13 protein-coding genes are annotated in these 18250 nt (G+C 34.1%); 1 reads left to right on the forward strand and 12 read right to left on the reverse strand.

Going from position 1 to position 18250, the window contains the following annotated elements; genetic code table 11:
* Positions 1-8: 8 nt before the first annotated feature.
* From I6L50_RS02680 to I6L50_RS02695, 4 genes are all read right to left on the reverse strand, one after another.
* Positions 9-2984: a YhgE/Pip domain-containing protein gene (locus I6L50_RS02680; protein WP_219300393.1), complete on the reverse strand. Its 2976-nt coding sequence runs from the start codon at positions 2982-2984 to the stop codon at positions 9-11.
* Positions 2985-3289: 305 nt separating this feature from the next.
* Complete coding sequence (locus I6L50_RS02685; RefSeq protein WP_215600886.1) at positions 3290-4081, reverse strand: endonuclease/exonuclease/phosphatase family protein; 792 nt, start codon at positions 4079-4081, stop codon at positions 3290-3292.
* A 4-nt stretch (positions 4082-4085) separates the two neighbouring features.
* On the reverse strand, positions 4086-5723 hold the full coding sequence (locus I6L50_RS02690; protein ID WP_219300395.1) for a PTS transporter subunit IIBC: 1638 nt from the start codon (positions 5721-5723) through the stop codon (positions 4086-4088).
* A 202-nt stretch (positions 5724-5925) separates the two neighbouring features.
* Entirely contained in the window at positions 5926-7590 is a 1665-nt protein-coding gene (locus I6L50_RS02695) for a glycoside hydrolase family 13 protein (RefSeq protein WP_219300397.1), read from the reverse strand.
* Positions 7591-7955: 365 nt separating this feature from the next.
* Here I6L50_RS02695 and I6L50_RS02700 point away from each other — a divergent pair, with 365 nt between their 5' ends.
* A complete protein-coding gene (locus tag I6L50_RS02700) occupies positions 7956-9290 on the forward strand; it encodes an FAD-binding oxidoreductase (protein ID WP_219300399.1) in 1335 nt (444 codons plus the stop codon).
* A gap of 122 nt (positions 9291-9412) precedes the next feature.
* Here the strand turns inward: I6L50_RS02700 and I6L50_RS02705 are convergent, their stop codons facing one another.
* From I6L50_RS02705 to I6L50_RS02740, 8 genes are all read right to left on the reverse strand, one after another.
* Complete coding sequence (locus I6L50_RS02705) at positions 9413-10096, reverse strand: ABC transporter permease (RefSeq protein ID WP_219300400.1); 684 nt, start codon at positions 10094-10096, stop codon at positions 9413-9415.
* A 157-nt stretch (positions 10097-10253) separates the two neighbouring features.
* The gene (locus tag I6L50_RS02710) at positions 10254-10943 is read right to left on the reverse strand and encodes a Crp/Fnr family transcriptional regulator (RefSeq protein WP_088038295.1); all 690 of its coding nucleotides are present in this window, start codon (positions 10941-10943) and stop codon (positions 10254-10256) included.
* 201 nt (positions 10944-11144) lie between these two features.
* Entirely contained in the window at positions 11145-12107 is a 963-nt protein-coding gene (gene arcC / locus I6L50_RS02715; protein ID WP_002139469.1) for a carbamate kinase, read from the reverse strand.
* A gap of 37 nt (positions 12108-12144) precedes the next feature.
* Positions 12145-13560 (reverse strand): arginine-ornithine antiporter, encoded by a 1416-nt coding sequence (gene arcD / locus I6L50_RS02720; RefSeq protein WP_219300403.1) that lies wholly within the window; start codon positions 13558-13560, stop codon positions 12145-12147.
* Between the two features lie 99 nt (positions 13561-13659).
* Positions 13660-14658: an ornithine carbamoyltransferase gene (argF, locus tag I6L50_RS02725; RefSeq protein ID WP_088038293.1), complete on the reverse strand. Its 999-nt coding sequence runs from the start codon at positions 14656-14658 to the stop codon at positions 13660-13662.
* Between the two features lie 30 nt (positions 14659-14688).
* On the reverse strand, positions 14689-15921 hold the full coding sequence (gene arcA, locus I6L50_RS02730; RefSeq protein ID WP_002029542.1) for an arginine deiminase: 1233 nt from the start codon (positions 15919-15921) through the stop codon (positions 14689-14691).
* Between the two features lie 269 nt (positions 15922-16190).
* Positions 16191-16640 carry an arginine repressor gene (gene argR / locus I6L50_RS02735; RefSeq protein WP_033708744.1) on the reverse strand — a complete coding sequence of 150 codons (450 nt, stop codon included), beginning with the start codon at positions 16638-16640 and terminating at the stop codon, positions 16191-16193.
* Between the two features lie 153 nt (positions 16641-16793).
* Positions 16794-18086 carry a methyl-accepting chemotaxis protein gene (locus I6L50_RS02740; RefSeq protein ID WP_219300405.1) on the reverse strand — a complete coding sequence of 431 codons (1293 nt, stop codon included), beginning with the start codon at positions 18084-18086 and terminating at the stop codon, positions 16794-16796.
* Positions 18087-18250: the final 164 nt, after the last annotated feature.

Raw genomic sequence — 18250 nt, forward strand, 5'->3', positions numbered from 1 at the left:
TTTTATTTTTAATGAATAATTTTACTTCCTTTTGCGTTCTCAACAAACTTTTCACTTGATTTGTTAATTGGTGTTTTCAGTAATAACGCAGCAACAATCATAACTACTACGAAAACACTTAACACAAGTAAATCTCTAGTTACTATATCCCAAAGCATTCCGCCAACTGTTTCACGAATTGCACTAATTGCATATGTGAATGGTAAGAACGGATAAATCGCTTGGAAGAACGGTGGTGTCATTTGAATTGGGAATGTTCCGCCTGATCCTGCTACTTGCAGTACAAGTAAAATGATCGCCATCGATTTCCCAACGTTTCCGAAAATAGAAACGAGTGAGTATACGATACAAACAAAGACTCCCCCAATAAATAAACTAAATAACACAAACCAGAACTTATCGACTACGTACGTACCGAGTAAGAATATATCTCCCATTGATACGATAAACGCTTGTGAAAGACCTATCGTTAAGAATGTTAATAAACGTCCGAAGTAAACTTCATGGCTCTTATAATTCGCGCCCTCTTCGTGTACTTCTACCGTTAATAATGAAACCATTAATAATGCGCCTACCCATAATGCAAGCACTGTATAGAATGGTGACATTGCTGAACCGTAGTTCGGCATTGCAAATAATTTATTCTCTTTTAAATTTACTGGATTTGCAAAGTAGTCACTTTGCTTTTCAACATCATTCTTTAATAAGCGTATGATGTCTTTTATATCCTCTTCAGATTCAAAATCACGAATTTTATCTGCTAATTCTTTAATCTTTTTCTCAGTCTCCGGCATTTCAGCTTTAATGTCTGCTAATTTCTTTCTACCGTCTACTAAGCCTTTTGATGAATCTTCTAGTAATTTTTTAACATCTGGAAGCTTCTTATCTGCCTCGCCTAAAATTTGAGATGTATTTTTAGACATCTCTTTTGTACGAGCAATTGCTGCATTGAAATTTGGAGTGATTTCTGAGTCATATTTAGCTAAAATGTCACCAATTTGGCCCGAAACATTTTTAGACACTTGATTAATACTTTCAATAACATCTGCTGCTGGTTTTTGACCTTTATTAATAGCGTCAATTCCTTTATCAGTTAAATCGATTCCTTTTTGCAAACCATCTTTTACTTTATTTAACTTAGCAATTGTGCCATTAAGACTTTTATCACTATTCACATCGCCCAAAACTTTATTTGTACTTTCCATAACCGGAATCATATCATTAACTAAATTCCATCCTGCTTTGAACTGTCCATTTAAATCATTTAAGGCTACTTTTGTAGAATCTAATCCATTAACACCTTTGTTACTTAAGTCTTCTCTTGCTTTTTCAAGCTCCGTTTTTAATCTGCTGTAATCATTTACAGCCTTATCATATTTTTCTCTACCATTGTCTAATGCTTCATTTGTTTGGTTTACTAAATCATTTACTGCTTTTATATCTTGATTTAAATTCCCTCTTAACTGCTGAGCATCTTCTTTTACATTTTCAGCTTTGTTTTTCAATTGCTCAGCTGTGCTTACTGCTTTTTCGAAATCTGCTACAAACGTAGCATTATAATCTGCTTCTGCTTGATTTACCAAGTTATTTATTGCATCTAATTTTTTATTAGTAGCGTCTCTTACATCTTGTTTCACTTCTTGCCCTGTACCAATAATATTGGCAATATCTTTAACGCCACCATTTGCATTTTCAATAGCTGATTTAAGGTTTGTTAATTTTTCTATTCTCTTTTGGAAGAATTCTTTTCCAAAATCAGTTGATGCAGACTCTTTAAATTTAGTAAAGACATCAATTAAATATGAAACACTATCTGCTCGACCTTGCAGCGTCTCAGAAACCTTATTAAGATCTTGTTTCGCTTTTTCCGGATCCAAATTACCATTTTGCAACCCGTTTATAACACCTTGTGCATAAGTTGTTCCGACACGTATCGAACTAAAAACATTATTTACAGTTTGATCAATATTTTTAGCAATATTTTTATACCCCTCACCATTCACTTGCGGTAACGCTGGAATTTCTGGTATTTGTGGTACTTGCGGAATAGTTATATTAGGCAACACTGGGAATTTAGCCGGATCTGGAATTTTCAGATTAGAATCAAATGATGGATTTTTTAAGAAATCCGTAATTGCTGCCGCACTATCTAAACCTTGTTGCATTACAATTAAATTATTCTTAATTGTTCCAGGTGCGCGCTTCAATGTTTCATCATTTCTCGCAAAGAATTTATCTAAATTCCCTAACGCCTCTTGCCCATCATTCATAACACTTTCTACAACTGGCAACTCTTTTTGTGCTACTTTCACAACATCTTCTGCCCGAGTCGCATCATCTAATGCCTTATCCACAAGTGTATTCATTTCTGGGAACTGTGCTTCTAACTTAAATACGAGATCCTTGACCTTCTCAATACTCGGTAAGTTAGTTTCTAAATCGATTCCAAGGTCATTGAAGATTTTAAAAATCTCACCGTTTGCTGTTTTAACAAAGTTTTTACTAACCTCTTCTGTAAGACCCGATGCACCTTTAGCTGTAATTTTCGGTGCAATCGCATTTACTTTTTCATTTACATAGTAATCAAGTTCTGGTTTCTGTGGATTTTCATTCAAGACCGTTGCAATCTTTTCAGAAAAATCTTTTGGAATAGTAATACTTGCGGAATAATCTCCACGCTCTACTCCATAAATTGCTTGCTTTTCATCAACAAACTTCCACCCGAAATTTTTGTTCTTCTTAAGTGAATCTACAATTTCTTCCCCGATGTTAATATCTTTCCCTCTTAAATTTGATCCAACATCTTGGTTAGAAACTGCAATTTGGATTCCTTTCGTATTTCCGTAAGGATCCCAAGAAGCTTTAATGTTAAACCATGCATATAACGATGGTAAAATCATTAACCCTAAAACAATAACAATTGCAGCCCAATGTTTGGCTACATTCCGTAAATCTGTCTTATAAATACGCCAAATTTGTTTCATAAAAGTTATCACCTAATTATATATTTTTCCTTCTTTAGAAAATGATACATACATTTTGTAATTATATCACTTTCTACATCGTGGATTAAACGAAAACATACTATTTTTCCCATTAAATATTTCACTTACTTCATTATATAACGAAGTAAAAAAAGTATACATACAAAATGACCGAATTAGTTTTACATTCAATAATAACAAATATATAGGAAATGTCATAAAAAATACAAGTATTTTCTCTTGGGAATACTTGTATTTATCAAAAAACCCTCCCAGCTTTTCATTATCTGTGAGGGTTTCTTCTATTATATATCTAATTGTACTTCTACACCGAAATGGTCAGAAATTACATTTCGATTTGTTCCATTAAAAATGACTTTTGAAGAAGTAACTGTTTTACTTTGATTGCTTAATATTAGGTCGATTCGTAAGTTTTGTTTATTTTCATCCCAACCAGCAATCTCTCCTTGGACAGTTGTTCCTTCATCCTTCTCTATCGCTAGTTCATATGTGTCATATAAACCTTTTTGCATCATATACTCATAACCCTCTCCTTCTAAACGAGCATTGTTATTAAAATCACCCATTAAGAAGGAAAGTTCATTGCTATTTACACGCTCCATTAAACGATCAACTTGGTCTTGGAATGATTCTTCTTCATCATTCCACCAACCGAGATGGCAAGAATAAAACGTTATATTCTTATCATTATAAGCAATTGTTGCACTTACAATTTTGCGTGTTTTCCAATACGTTGTATCCTTATTTTCTGAGACAAAGAACGTATCTTCCTTTACAATGTTGTGCTTTGTTATAATTGCTAATCCTTCTTCGTACACATCATATCCAATATGAGAGAAATCCCAAATAATATTGTATTCTTTTACATTTAATGCTCTTAACTCTTCTAGCAGTAAAAGTCCAAAATTATCTTTTTTCTTGTTACCGCATACATTTTCAGCTTGTATAGACTGACTTACTTCTTGCAATGCGATCACATCATAATCTTCTTCTTGAATTGCTTTAGCAAGATACTTTATTTTTTCAATTTGATTCTCTTCTTGCCAAGAGTGACAATTTAAAGTTAGCAATTTCATATTATTACGCACCTAACATATCTTGAATATCTGACTTTAATACGTCAGCTTTCGGGCCATATACTGCTTGTACACCTTTATCTTTTACAATAAGTCCTAAAGCACCATTTTGTTTCCATTTTGCTTCTGGTGCAACGGCATCTAAATCTTTTACTGTTACACGTAAACGTGTCATACAAGCATCTACGTCAGCAATATTATCTTTTCCGCCCAATAAATCAATAACTTTTGTTGCTAATGAACCATCTTGTACATTTCCTGTTCCTTCTGTTGACTCATCTTCATTATCAATATAGTTTCCTGCACGCCCTGGCGTTGGTAAATTGAATTTTTTAATTAAGAAGTTGAATAACGTAAAGTTAAGGCCGAAGAACACTAATGAAACAATGACAAAGTTGATTAAATCTCTCGTTAAACCTGCATTGATCATCATTGGTGTACGAGTAATTAACTCAATAAATCCAAATGCATGAACACGTAAATTAATTAAATCCGCTAATGCGAATGCAAGTCCTGTTGTAATCGCATACACAATATATAATACTGGTGCAATAAACATGAACATGAATTCAATTGGTTCTGTTACACCTGTTAAGAATACTGCTAATGCAGCTGATAAGAACATTGGTTTATATTTTGCACGTTTTTCTTTATCAACATTACGGAACATCGCAAACGCAATCCCCATTAACGCTGCCGTTGAGCCGATAACTTGTCCAGCTTTGAAACGAGCTGGTACAACGTTATTTAATAAATCGTTATATGCTTTCGTATCTCCATTTGCTAATAAGTTATTTAAATCTGTAATCCATGCAAGCCATAACGGATCTTGTCCCGCTACAATTTGTCCAACCTTTGAGCCAGTTAACATCGTATATGTTCCACCTAGCTCTGTGTAGTTCATCGGAATCGTTAACATATGATGTAATCCAAATGGTAATAATAAACGTTCTAACGTTCCATATACAAACGGTGCAATAACTGGTGCACTATCTTTAGATGCTGCAATCCAGCGACCAAATTCATTTAATCCACTTTGGATAAATGGCCATACAAGTGATAATACAATCGCAGTGACTGTAGACCAAACAATTACAACGAATGGTACAAATCGTTTTCCATTAAAGAATGCTAGTGCCTGTGGCAGTTTATTATAATTGTAGTATTTGTTATATAAAGTAGCTCCTAAGAAACCTGTAATAATCCCTACGAACACTCCCATGTTTAATGCTGGTGCACCAAGTACAGAAGTGAAATAATCTTTTACAAGTAAATCACCTGCTAATGATGAAGAAACTGTCGCTTTTGAATCCGCTAACATTTGAGCGTTTACGCCAAAGATAGCTCCTGTAATTCTGTTTGTTAAGACGAATGCTAACAGTGCTGCAAATGCACCACCTGCACGATCCTTCGCCCAAGATCCCCCAATTGCTACTGCAAATAAGATGTGTAGATTTGTAATAATTGCCCAACCGATGTCTTCCATTACTCGAGCAATTGTATGAACTGCGTTAATATCCCCAGCAGACATCCCAATTAACTTACCGATCGAAATCATTAAACCAGCTGCTGGCATTACAGCTACAACCACTAATAATGCTTTCCCGAACTTTTGCCAAAAATCAAAAGACGTAATTTTCATCTGTTCTTCCTCCCCTTTATTTATAACAACATAATGATTTAAATTATAATTTCTGTTTCTCTTATGAAAACGATTCCTTATGTTACTTTTTTCCCTTTACGCAACCGTTTTCATAAATCTATTTTAATAAAAGCGTTTTCACATTGCAATAGAAATTTATTTTTTTTCATAAAAAAAGATGCTCAAGGAGCATCCTTTTTCATTATGAAATGCGATAAACCCTTGTTTCATAAGGTTTCAACGTGATTGTAGTTATTTTTTCATGTTCCGCAACTTCATAGTTATTTAAAAGCAAACGTTTGCGTTCTAATGCGAATAAACTCTCATTATACACAGCTTCCTCTTTTGAGATATTACTAATTACAATGACTTTTTCATCCTGTAGCGTACGTGTATATGCATAAATTTGTGGATCGTCTTCTAAAAGTAAATCGTACGTACCGTAGTTCAGTACATCGTGCTCTTTTTTCAAGGCAATCATTTTCTTATAGAAATTGAAAATAGACTTTTCTTCATTTTTTTGCTTTTCAACATTAATTTCTTTGTAATTTGGATTCATGCTAAACCAAGGTGTACTTGTTGTGAAGCCAGCATTCATTTCATCATTCCACTGCATAGGTGTACGTGAATTATCGCGGCAAGAAGCCCATATAATTTCCATCATATCTTGATGTGATACGCCCTCTGCAATTTTCTCTCGATATAAATTTTTAATTGCTACATCATCGTAATCTTCAATATTTGGTAACTGAACATTTGTCATACCAATTTCTTGTCCTTGATAAATAAACGGTGTACCGTGCATAAAGAAATACATCGCTCCTAGAGCTGTTGTACTTTCACGCCAATATTGTTTATCATCTCCCCACGTTGAAACGATACGTGGCTTATCGTGATTCTCGATGTATAAAGCGTTCCATCCTTTATTTTCTAATCCTTTTTGCCATTTCGTTAATACTTTTTTCAATCCTACAACATCAAGGTCTTTCTTCTTTTCTGCATCCCATAAGCTTAAATGTTCAAACTGGAATACCATATTGAATTTACCTTGTTCTTCTCCAACCCAAAGCTCAGCATCTTCAATCTTAACGCCATTTGCTTCACCAACAGTCATAATATCGTACTTAGAGAATGTGTTTTCTTTTAACTCTTCTAATAAAGGTTGAATACCGTCCACATTCATATGTTTATCAAAAGATGGTACATATTTTAATTCTTTTGGATTTGGCATATCCTTGAGGCCATCTTCTTTTTTAATATGACTAATTGCATCAACACGGAAACCATCAATCCCTTTATCAAGCCACCAATTAACTGTATCGTATAACACTTCACGAACTTCTTTATTCTCCCAGTTCAAATCTGGTTGTTTACGCGAGAATAAATGTAAATAATATTGTTCTGTTACTTCATCATACTCCCATGCAGAACCATTAAAAATACTTTCCCAATTGTTTGGTTCCGCCCCGTCTTTCCCATCCTGCCAAATATACCAATCACGCTTCGGATTGTCTTTAGAAGAACTTGATTCAATAAACCATGGATGTTCATCACTTGTATGATTAATAACTAAATCAATAATAAGCTTCATGTCACGCTTATGAACTTCATCTAGTAGCATATCAAAATCTTCCATCGTACCAAATTCATCCATAATATCTTGATAGTCACTAATATCATAACCATTATCGTCATTAGGTGATTTATACATTGGACAAATCCAAATTACATCTATACCTAAATCTTTTAAATAATCCAGCTTTGCAATAATCCCCTTTAAATCTCCAATACCATCACCATTTGAATCCATAAAGCTACGTGGATAAATTTGATAAGCAACTGCTTCTTTCCACCATGTTTTCTTCATAATAACTCTCTCCTTTTGCATCTCGATTTTTTATGCAAACGTTTTCGTAACACTATCATAACAAAATATGAATAGTTTGCAACTGTTTTCATTGAACTCTATGTAGTTTCCTTATACCTTATTTATTTCTCACAAAGATAAAGTGAAACTTTAATCGTTAAGGAGGTGTCCATTCCCCGTTGATTATTAGCCCTTACCAATCGAGCTTTTACGAGCAGCCCTATCTTCTTTGCTTCAGCCCGATTGTCTTACTTCTCGCAAATAACGGGATAAATCTAACTCTTCTCTTCTTCTCGTCCATGCGTGTTAAATACACTCTTCATATACTAATACGAGCTCATATTATTTCAGAAAGGAGATATAAATTGAAACAAACAAAATTAACTGGTCGTATCATCGTTCCCTCGGATCCTGGGTATGACATAGCCCGAATAAATTTAAATTTAAGCATTCCAAAATTTCCTTGTATTATTGTTTTTTGTCAAAATAAAAATGATGTGTGTAACGCCTTAAAATGGGCACGTGAGCGTCATATACCATTTCGCTTAAGAAGTGGACGACATAGCTATGAAAATTTCTCTCTTTTAAATGGCGGGCTTATTATTGATGTGAGTGAAATGAAGCAAATTACGGTTAGTACAGGAAAATTAACAGCAACAATTGAAGCGGGTGCACATCTTGGCACTGTGTATAAAGAACTTTGGAAATACGGTGTTACAATACCAGCTGGCACAAGTGCAAGTGTCGGAATTGTGGGGCTAACACTCGGCGGTGGCATTGGCATGCTTTCACGCTTATTTGGACTAACATGTGATCAATTAGTAGAAGTCGAAATGGTACAAGCGTGCGGGAAATTTGGTGCAAAAATCATTCGTGCAAATGAACAAGAAAACCCTAACCTATTTTGGGCATGCCGTGGCGGTGGTGGTGGAAATTTCGGAATTGTTACTTCCTTAACCTTTCGAGTCCACCCTATTAAAAACGTATCAATTTTCTCACTTACATGGGAATGGAAAGACTTTATTGCTGCATTTCAAACTTGGCAAAACTGGGCACCTTATATAGATGAACGTCTCACTTCATCAATTGAATTATTCTCTAAACAACGAAATAAAATCGAGGTGAAAGGTGAATTTGTCGGCTCTCCTTCTGAACTCTATCATCTATTATCTCCTCTTCTTGAAACTGGTAATCCTTCTCTCTTTATAGATGAAGTCCCGTATATAAAGGCTGTTCAATTCTTTAATAGCGGCAATATTCCTGAAAAATTCAAACGTTCTGGTTCCTACGTATATAAACCTATCCCTCTTAAAGGTATTCAAATCTTACAATATTTTCTTTCTCATGCACCAAATAAAGATGCGAGTATTTGGCACCAATCACTCGTAGGTGCTGTAGAAAACATTTCGCCTAATGAAACAGCTTATTTCCACCGCAAGGCAATTATTGCTCAAGAATATATTACTTCTTGGAAATGCAACGATGAAGAAAATCGAAATATACGCTGGGTTAAAGATTTACGGGAAAGCTTAGATCCTTACACACTAGGAGACTATGTCAATTGGCCCGATATCGACATAAAAAATTGGCAAACTAGTTATTATGGCTCTAATTTCCAAAGGTTGCGTAAAGTGAAGACAGCATATGACCCTTGTAATGTTTTTCGTTTTCAACAAAGTATCCCACCCTTTCATACGTAAAAAAGGGGATAAAATAAAAAACCATCCAATATGCCGTTACCTCACAGCATGTTGGATGATTCAAGTTGATTTTCTATATCTTTTCAAATTATTGCTCCTACTCATAAACTTTCAATTACGGATTAATTGTATTTCTCATCATTTTTATGCAATGAATGTAATTTAATATTTGGTACTTTATCTTTTTCAATACCGCTATTATAAGCAACAGGAATTTGGAATTCGAATTGTTTTGTCTCATGTTTTTGTAAATAGACTGGTTTCGGTACTGGATAACCTTTTGAATTCTCGTTTGCATTATCATATAAAACAACTTTTAATGCCTGTGAATGATTACGATAATTTTTTAAAGTCACAATGCATTTTTGTTCGATACCCTCTCCATTTTTCTCCATTCTACACTGGCTATCTTCTTTTTTATATTCTATCGCCTCTACCCCTGTTTTTCCTGCGTAGTACCATGTTTTATTCAATGTATGGAGAATGTTATTTAAAATAAACGGCATCATTAAAATCAAAATACCAATGCCTACTACTTTTATCTTATTCATTGTTCTAAATGTACTAGATTTCTTTTTTACTAGCCATTTTACAAATAATATAAATGCGATTATATGTAGTACGAAAGAAACAATTAATATATTTGAAACTTTATAACCCATATAAATATATGTATATACCGGAACCTTATAGAAATTGAATAGTTTTTCCCCAATTAATTCATTATCGTTTGGAATTTTTAATAATAACAAAACCCCTATACTGTAACAAATAGCTACTAATCGATCATACTCAATTCGAACCATTCCGTCTCCCCTTCCTTTTGCTTTTTTATTATCGATTTTAGCTATTATTACCATAATATACAATCATTTCATAGAGGATAACGTAAAAAAGTCCCTTATAAATATATAAAGAACCTTATTAATATACAATATGAATTAGAAAATCAATATGCAATTTTCACATAGAGACCTCCTCAAAATATGTTGGATTATGTATTGTAATTTTTTTATCCAGAATTGTAACAATACTATCGTTTTTTAATTGTTTTAATACGCCGCTAACCGTCTCTCGGGACGTCCCAGATATTTTTGATATTTCAATTGTTGTAAGTGGGCATGAAATTACAATCGTTTCGCCACTCTGTTCTCCTAAATCTTGCATTAAATAATTTAATGTTTGAATGACTCGATCTTGTGCATTAGGAATTGTAATATTTTGCACTCGATTTTCGTTTAGTTTTAATATTGATGATAATTGCTGAACAACGTACATTAATTGCGTCCTACTAGATTTCACCATATCTTCGAAAATTACTGTCGGAATATAATATACCTCTACATCTGTCATCGCTTCTGCCGTATAGTTATATCCTCTGTCTGTAAACATACCACCATAAGGAAAAATAGAATACCGCTTTACATAGTCATCATATAATAAATTTCCACTTTGATTTACCCGCTCTAACTTTACAAAACCATCTAACATGAAGTAAATTCTTTCTCTTGAATCCCCTTCTAAAAATAAAAATTGACCCTTTTTATAAGTTCGCCAATAGACAAACTCCGCCAAACCTTTCAATTTCTTTTCTGTTAAATGAGCAAATAATTCAAATTGTTTTAAGTCTTTAACTACGTTCCGTCTATTCATAAAATTCCCTCTCTCTTGCTGTATGTTGGAGCGAAAAATCAAGAAAGCGTATTCAAATTAAATTTTATCATAATTAACTTATATGTTAAGATTTCATCATGAAAACTTTATGAACAATGAGTACAAAAAATATTAATAAATAAAAAGAATGAAGTTACTAACTTCATTCTTTTTTTACTAATAAATAGCGCACACAATTATTTAAACATACATGCATACATTCTGTTTAGAAATAATAGTACCAGCTTTTTCTTCTAGTGCTTCATATACTTTTTCTAAAGACGTAATAATTGTTTTTCTTTTTGGATTTGTATTAACAAAATTAATAGCAGCTTCAATTTTTGGAAGCATACTTCCCGCAGCAAATTGTTTTTCCTCAATGTATTCTTCTAATTGATTCACTGTGACATGCTCTAATTTCTTTTGATTCAGTTGATTATAATTTACATACACATGATCAACTGCAGTTAAAATTACGAGCGTATCAGCATCTACTAATTCAGCTAATTTCTGCGCAGCGAAATCTTTATCGATAACCGCTTCAGTTCCTTTTAACCCTTCTTCGGAATCAATTACTGGAATTCCACCACCACCAACAGCTATCACTATATTTCCATCCTCAACTAAAGAATTAATTACTTTATGCTCATGAATACTTACAGGCTTCGGTGATGGAACAACACGTCTCCACCCTCTGCCAGCATCCTCTTTAAACACTGCTTTTGTTTCTTCCATTAATCTTCTTGCTTCTTCTTCCGTATAAAAAGGACCAATTGGTTTAGTTGGATTTTTAAATGCCTCATCTTTTTCATCCACGACAACGCGTGTTATAACCGTTGCTACGTCTTTTTTTATATTCCGTTTTTTCAATGCCTTTTCAATCGCATTTTCCATCCAATATCCAATCATCCCTTGGCTCATTGCACCACAAGTATCTAATGGCATTGCAGGTGTCTTTTCCGTTTCTGCAGCTTTTTGCTGTAATAAAATATTCCCCACTTGCGGGCCATTTCCGTGCGCAATTACTATATCTACATCATTTTCCATTATTTTCACAAGTTGTTCCGCTGTTTTTTCTAATGCTTCTTGCTGTGCCCCTGCAGTAGCTTTTCCAGACTGTATCGCATTTCCCCCTAGTGCAACTACAATTTTTCTTCGTGCCATATTTCAGCCCTCCAGTTAATTTCGCTTTCACAGCGCTTTATAAAGTAATACTGCCTGTAATTAATCCATAAATCGCAAAGAATGCTAAAGCACCAATTGCTACCGATGATGCTAATTCCACTCGAGTAAATATTTGCTTCGAACTCTTTTGCTTTTGAACATTGTAAAAAATAAAAATACCTGGCGCATATAAGGTCATTGTTAATAATAAATACTCTAAACCAGCTGCATAAACTAACCACACACCATAAATACTTGCTATCAAACCAATTATTATATTTTTATTTCGATCCACTTCTTCAGACTTTAAGCTATGCTTCAGTTGATAAAATGCTGAAAAAGCATATGGGATTAAAATAGCTGAAGATGCTAAAGAGAATGCAAAGTTATACGCCTGATCGGAAACGACGAATGTTAATAAGAACATTTGAATTAAGCCATTTGTTATCCATAATGAATTTATTGGAGCCCTATTTTTATTTTCTTTTGCAAACCATTTTGGAAATACTCCGTCTTTAGCCGCCAAATATGGAATTTCAGATGCGAGTAAAGTCCAGCCTAACCAAGCACCTAATACAGAGATGACTAAACCTAAATTAATAAAGATAGCCCCCCATTTTCCAACAACACTTTCAAATAAATAAGCCATAGACGGATTTTTCAAATTAGCAATATCTGCTTGCTGCATAAGTCCAAGAGACAGTAATGTAATTAAAATGTAAATGATGAGTGTACCAATTAAGCCAATAACCGTTGCTTTCCCTACATCACTTCTATTTTTTGCTCGACTAGATAAAACAACAGCCCCTTCTACCCCAATAAACACCCATAAAGTTACAAGCATTGTACTTTTAACTTGGCTGCCAACCGCTCCCCATGAAAAAGAACCAGTTTGTCCCCAAAATCCATCTAGAAACGTATCAATATGAAACGCGAAGATTCCTATAACAATAAATACAAATACAGGTACTAATTTTGCGATTGTAGTTACTAAATTCACAAGTGCTGCTGATTGAACTCCACGTAAAATTAACATGTGAACACACCATAATAATACGCTTGCACCAATAATGGATGCTACATTTTGACCGCCTTCAAAGATGGGGAAGAAATACCCTAATGAAGAAAACAATAATGTACCGTAAGCTACATTACCAAGCCAGGCAGATAGCCAATATCCCCACGCACTATTAAATCCCATGAAATTACCAAATCCTGCTTTTGCATAGCTAAAAATACCGCCATCTAAATCTGGCCGTTTTACAGTTAGATTTTGAAAAGATAATCCAAGCGCAATCATCCCAATTCCTGTTATAACCCAACCAATAATAATGGCTCCAGCACCAGCACCTTTTGCCATATCACTTGCTAAATTAAATGCTCCACCGCCAATCATAGACCCCACTACAAGCGCCGTTAATGTAAACAACCCTAATTTCTTATCTTCATCCATTCCACTCACCTCTCTTTAATTGCAATAACAATACGAAAGCCATAGTGAATGATAGTGTCTAAAGGAGGAGAAAGAAGAAAGGAAGACTCCCTTTCTTCTTTACTCCATGTTTCCTAAAGTAGCTGCCATAACCGCTTTAATTGTATGCATTCTATTTTCAGCCTGATCAAATACTTTTGAATGTTTACTGCGGAATACTTCGTCAGTTACCTCCATTTCCCTCAACCCATATTTCTCATAAACTTCCTCACCATACATCGTTTCAACATCATGGAATGCGGGTAAACAATGTAAGAAAATCACATTTTCATTTCCTGTTTCTTTAATCATTTTCATATTTACTTGATAAGGTTTCAATAACTCGACACGTTCAGCAAATTTTTCTTCCTCACCCATAGACACCCATACATCTGTATAAATTACATCTGCATTCGCAACAGCTTCTTCCACATTACTTGTTATCATTACCTGTTCATTATATTTTTTTGCTAAATCAATTACTTCTTGCTCTGGCCATAAAGATTCCGGTGCACAAATACGTACATCCATTCCAACGATCGCTCCACCAACTAGTAAGCTATTAGCAACATTATTTCGTCCATCCCCAACGTAAACGAGCTTCACATTTTCTAATTTCCCTACATGTTCTCTAATTGTTAATAAATCTGCAAGTGTTTGTGTTGGATGCCACATATCTGTTAATCCATTCCAAACCGGCACACCAGAATTTTGTGCTAAAGATTCTACAGTTTCATGATTAAATCCACGAAACTCAATTCCGTCAAACATGCGTCCTAACACTTTTGCTGTATCCTCTACGGATTCTTTTTTCCCAAGCTGAATATCACCTTTCCCTAAATATTCAGGGTTCGCCCCCAAATCCGTACATGCTACTGTAAATGCACATCGCGTACGAGTAGAGGTTTTTTCAAATAATAGCGCTACATTTTTACCTTCTAAATAATGATGTGGGACACCGTTTTTCTTTTTCTCTTTTAATTCTGCTGCTAAATCTAGAAAATATAATAATTCTTCTTGTGTAAAATCTTTTTCAGCTAGAAAACTTCTTCCTTTTAAATTTGGTCTAGTCATTAACATACTTCATCCCTACTTTCTCCGTTATTTATACTAAATATCTTTACGAACAATTGGCATACTCATGCAACGTGGCCCCCCACGACCACGAGATAATTCCGAACTTAGCACCTCAATGACTTCTATACCATGCTCCCTTAATAAAGTATTGGATACATAGTTGCGATCATATGTAACAACTACACCTGGCGCAATTGCTAATGTATTAGAACCGTCATTCCATTGTTCACGGGCGGAAGCAATTGCATCTCCTCCTCCACAAGGAATAAGAACTAATTCACTTAAACCTAATACCTCTTTTAATGCTTCCATTAAAGAAGTACGATGTGTAATTTTAAGATTTTCCGCATCTGGACCTTTTTCTAAAATATAAATATTCATATTTCCTTTTGGCCCTTGAATGGCTGGGTGAATTGTAAACTTGTCATAATCAACCATTGTAAACACTGTATCTAAATGCATAAATGCTCGGCATTTTGGAATTTCTATTGCTAACACTTTCTTAATTTTATTTTGTCGGCTAAAAAGATTTTTAGCTAAACGTTCAATTGCTTTAGCTGACGTACGGGCAGATACTCCAATTGCAATTGTTTCTTCATTTAAAATTAGCTCATCGCCACCTTCAATCGGAAACTTATAATCGCGATCTAGCCAAATTGGCACATTGTGATTTGCAAATCTTGGATGATATTTAATGATGTACTCCATGAATAATGATTCACGTCTACGCGCCGGTTCTCTCATCTTATTTATCGTTAAACCATCGCCCACGCTAGCTGCTGGATCACGAGTAAAATATAAATTAGGCATTGGGTCTAAGTAAAACGGATAATGATCTTCCATTAATTCGTATAAATGTGTCTTCTTACTTGTTTCAATTTCGTTTTTCCGTACACCACCCATAATTTTTTGAACTAATTCTTCATTTGAAAAGGAAAGTAAATATTCTTTTAAAGTTTGATGTGCAACATTTACGTCAGCCTGTCCTTCTTCTAAAATACGATCAACAAATTCTTCTCGAAGTTTTTTATCTACTAATGCCTCAGCAGCTAGTTTTTCTAAATAAAGAACTTCAACACCCCGATTGCGTAATGTTTGTGCAAAATAATCATGCTCTTTTTGAATAATTGGTAAGTATGGAATATCGTCAAATAATAATTGTTGCAAATAATCTGGCGTTAAGTTTTCCACTTCTTTACCAGGTCGTTTTAATAAAACTGTTTGTAATTCCCCAATTTCTGAAGTAACATGTATCGGATGCTTCATTTGTTGTACCTCCTTTTAAATATGTTTGATGTCTTACAAGTACATAATAAATGCTACGCGCTTTCATCTTTGTGAAAACATCCACATTATCATTGTGAAATATTAAACAAGTTATTTTTTTAAAATCATATAAATTTGTATTTTTATAACATTCCATCCCGCTTTTTCAATAAAAAAATACATATATTACGCATATATGCTGAATATTTAACTTCCGTATTTTTTAAAAAATCCTGTTTTTAATTTTTATTAAAAACAGGATTTTGCATCTAAATAATTAAATTTAACCTTTCTTCTAAAATCTCCCTATCTGATTTCGACTGAGAAATTATAAGGCATGTATCATTTCCACATATACATCCTATTTTTTCTTTCCAATCTAACTCATCAAACAAAGCACCAATAACATGTGCATTACCGGGTAATGTTTTAATAACCATTAATTGATCTACACAATCAATTTTTACAACAACCTCTCGTAATTTTTTCTTTAACTTTATATCAGTTTGTAAATGCTCTTCTGAGAAAAATTTATATATCATTAATCCTTCTTGAGAAGGTACCTTCGTTAAGTTTAACTCACGAATATCTCGAGAAACTGTAGCTTGTGTTACTAATACATCTTTTTTTGCTAACAATTCTACTAATCTTTCTTGCTTCTCTATTTCATACTCCTTTACAAATTGTTTAATTAATCGTTGTCTTTTTTCTTTTTTCATAAAAGACACCCCTTTTAATATTATAGCTCGCTATAATTTTCATCCGAAAGGGACAGAAAAGAATGTTGCGGAAACGTTCATAGTTTATACTTTTTAACTGTTGATATTAAATCTAGCTAAAAAAAGAGAAGAACAGCATTCTGTTCTTCTCTTTTACATTGAAAATCGTTCAATCGTTTGTTTCAAATCCACTGATTGCTTCTCTAAGTCTTTTAATAATTGATCGATCGCTATCATATTTTTAGACTGTTGCAATGTCACACGTGCCACTTCTTGTGAACCAGCTGACGTTTCTTCCGCAATTGCTGCTACAGCCTTCGTCTGTGCTCCTGTTTGATGAATGTGACTCACTTGTTCGTTCATATAGCTACTAATTTGCTTAGTTGCATCGGCAACTTCCATAATACTCGATGACATTTCTTTTAAAATTAATTCAGTAGCTTCTCCTCGTTTCGCCTCTTCTTTAGCTGTTTTCACTTGCTCCGTCATTTTCAATGCGACTTGTTGCACTTCCTCTTGCATATTTCGTAATAACTGCGATATATTTCTTGCAGAATGATCGCTTTCATCAGCAAGTTTACGTACTTCTTCAGCTACAACTGCAAAGCCCCTTCCATGCTCTCCAGCACGAGCTGCCTCAATAGAAGCATTTAATGCTAATAAATTCGTCTGGCTAGCAATCTCACTCACAACAGAAACAATGTGTTCAACTTGTTTCATTCGCTCTTCTAATTTCTGTACATTTTCCATCGAATCTTCATTTTCTCTCGCCAATGTTTGAATACCTTGAATTAAAGACGTAAAGACACGTGTACTTTGTCCTAAAGCTTGAACCATTTCTGAAGACAACTCGTCAGACTGTTTTGCTTTTCCTTCTACTTCATTTGCAATAGAAGTCGTTGTATCAACAGTAGAAACGATCGCTTGAATCGATGCTGCTGATTGCTCGGCACCGGAAGAAATCTCCGCAAGAGTTTCAGACACACCTTGTGCTTGCTTTGTCGCTTCACCTGTTTGTTTTCTAATTTGCTGAACTTGATTATTTGTATACGAAAATGTAGTATCTATATTTTTTACCATGCCCCTTAAGTTCCCTAGCATCATATTAAATGCAACACTTAAAGAATTAATCTCATCATCGGTCTTTGGCAATGGGACATCTTCACGAATATCACCTTCAGCCGCTTTCCTTGCTGCTTCTTCCAACTTTCGAAGTGGTTTAATTAAAAATATTGCTGCCCCATACGCTAAAATTCCAGACCATACTACACCTAACAACATAACGATAATATTATAAACAGTTTGACTTACATAACTTTGAAAATAATCATATATAACGTAAATGAAAATTAAACTTGTTGAATATGTAATTAAAGCTAAAACTGTAGTGAATAGCATAAGTTGTGTACGTAAGCCAAAAGAAAATGTTTTTCTTTCTTTTCCCATCTCTTCTTTCCCCCTTCTTATAAGCAATATAAGTACTACCTATATATTATTATCCATATTTTCGTTATAGAAAGATATAGGGATTTTAAAAATCATAATTCCCTTGAATATCAAATTCCGCCAAAAAAATAAAGGATTCTGACAATTTATGACTAATAACAGAA

It is taken from the genome of Bacillus sp. FDAARGOS_1420 (assembly GCF_019344915.1).
Classification (GTDB): Bacteria; Bacillota; Bacilli; order Bacillales; family Bacillaceae_G; genus Bacillus_A; species Bacillus_A mycoides.

What these genes read in the sequence shown, in the direction of transcription:
- I6L50_RS02685 (WP_215600886.1), bottom strand. Translation starts at nt 4,081, where the DNA reads ATGAAATTGCTAACTTTAAATTGTCACTCTTGGCAAGAAGAGAATCAA.
- arcD (WP_219300403.1), bottom strand. Translation starts at nt 13,560, where the DNA reads ATGGATGAAGATAAGAAATTAGGGTTGTTTACATTAACGGCGCTTGTA.
- I6L50_RS02690 (WP_219300395.1), bottom strand. Translation starts at nt 5,723, where the DNA reads ATGAAAATTACGTCTTTTGATTTTTGGCAAAAGTTCGGGAAAGCATTA.
- arcA (WP_002029542.1), bottom strand. Translation starts at nt 15,921, where the DNA reads ATGAAGCATCCGATACATGTTACTTCAGAAATTGGGGAATTACAAACA.
- I6L50_RS02710 (WP_088038295.1), bottom strand. Translation starts at nt 10,943, where the DNA reads ATGAATAGACGGAACGTAGTTAAAGACTTAAAACAATTTGAATTATTT.
- I6L50_RS02705 (WP_219300400.1), bottom strand. Translation starts at nt 10,096, where the DNA reads ATGGTTCGAATTGAGTATGATCGATTAGTAGCTATTTGTTACAGTATA.
- I6L50_RS02695 (WP_219300397.1), bottom strand. Translation starts at nt 7,590, where the DNA reads ATGAAGAAAACATGGTGGAAAGAAGCAGTTGCTTATCAAATTTATCCA.
- I6L50_RS02740 (WP_219300405.1), bottom strand. Translation starts at nt 18,086, where the DNA reads ATGGGAAAAGAAAGAAAAACATTTTCTTTTGGCTTACGTACACAACTT.
- I6L50_RS02680 (WP_219300393.1), bottom strand. Translation starts at nt 2,984, where the DNA reads ATGAAACAAATTTGGCGTATTTATAAGACAGATTTACGGAATGTAGCC.
- argR (WP_033708744.1), bottom strand. Translation starts at nt 16,640, where the DNA reads ATGAAAAAAGAAAAAAGACAACGATTAATTAAACAATTTGTAAAGGAG.
- argF (WP_088038293.1), bottom strand. Translation starts at nt 14,658, where the DNA reads ATGTTAATGACTAGACCAAATTTAAAAGGAAGAAGTTTTCTAGCTGAA.
- arcC (WP_002139469.1), bottom strand. Translation starts at nt 12,107, where the DNA reads ATGGCACGAAGAAAAATTGTAGTTGCACTAGGGGGAAATGCGATACAG.